The sequence below is a fragment of the Kineococcus siccus genome (genome assembly GCF_009906795.1).
Classification (GTDB): Bacteria; Actinomycetota; Actinomycetes; order Actinomycetales; family Kineococcaceae; genus Kineococcus; species Kineococcus siccus.
In genome coordinates this window covers 1-1078 of record NZ_JAAALN010000406.1, presented here as the reverse complement: position 1 = coordinate 1078, position 1078 = coordinate 1, and the positions used below count along the sequence as shown (strand labels likewise).

The window sequence follows — 1078 nt, the reverse complement described above, 5'->3', positions numbered from 1 at the left end:
CGGCTACACGGGGAGCTCGGAATGATCCCTCCCGTGGAGTACGAGGCCCAGTTCAGCACTCACCCCGTCGCGGCTGGTGCCTGACCCGCGTGGCTTCACGCCCTCCATCAAACCCGGGCCTTGACAAACTCCGACGCCAGCTAACACTTGGCGAGAGTGGCGCAATTGAACTCGGATAGGCGCGGTCCTAAATTTTGTCGAGGCGATTTCGCGCGTCGCTTCCCTCTCAAGCCTGCCGATCGTGCTATCCAATCTCCCCACGAGGTGGCGACCACGCTCGCTAAGTGGCGGCGGGTGTCGGGTTGCTGGACTCGACACTGACGTTGACGACTGGTCCGTCGGCAGTGGCTGTAGCCCTCAGTTCGCCTGCTAGGGAATCACTCTCTGAATTCATGACCACATCAATTGACTGTGTCTTATAGTTTGGACCGAAGGTTGACACTTGATTCGCATGCGCTGCCACCACCTCAGCTACTTGGTTTTGTTGAGCATCAAGCTGCGTGAGTGACTGTTTTACCTTTACCAACTTCACGCCCTTGGTGATTCCGGCTGCTTGCAACGTTTCCTGCGCCGCATCGAGCGATTGGTGGGCTACAGCAACGGCCAGTAGTCCGTCGTCATCAACGTACGCACCTCCCCAATGTTGAGGGTCGGCTTCGAAGACCTCGAGAGCAAGTGAGTAGCTGTTCGGCACTTCCATCATGTCACCGTCAGTTGGCGCAAGGATTCGCTCTTGCTCGGGTGCACTGTCGGCCGCTGCGGCGTTCGCCCCAGCTGAGCTCGTACTGGTCGGCGCCGACGACGCAGTCGGTGGTGGCGCATCGCCAGAACAGCCCGAAGCAGCCAAGAGCGCCACAGCGGCCATGAGAGCCAGACAGCCAGATCGCACGGTAGCCATACAGCCAGTGAAGCAGCGGCCGGGTCTGAAGGACGGTTTTCGGGCCACCAGCAGGATGGAGTCCCGTGGAGTGGTGTAACTCGTGCGCGTGAAGCGCTGCGGGTTCGGACTATGCCGTGAGCGCCGTGGTCGTGTCGAGGGTCGTGGTCGTGTCGCCGTCCGCGCGGAGCGCGGGGGTGG

The 1078-nt window shown here is 61.0% G+C and carries 1 protein-coding gene; it reads right to left on the bottom strand.

The features are described 5' to 3' along the window. Positions 1 to 280 precede the first annotated feature (280 nt). Positions 281 to 700, bottom strand: a complete 420-nt coding sequence (locus tag GTR02_RS21830) for a hypothetical protein (protein WP_166609557.1) — start codon at positions 698 to 700, stop codon at positions 281 to 283. Between the last annotated feature and the right edge of the window lie 378 nt (positions 701 to 1078).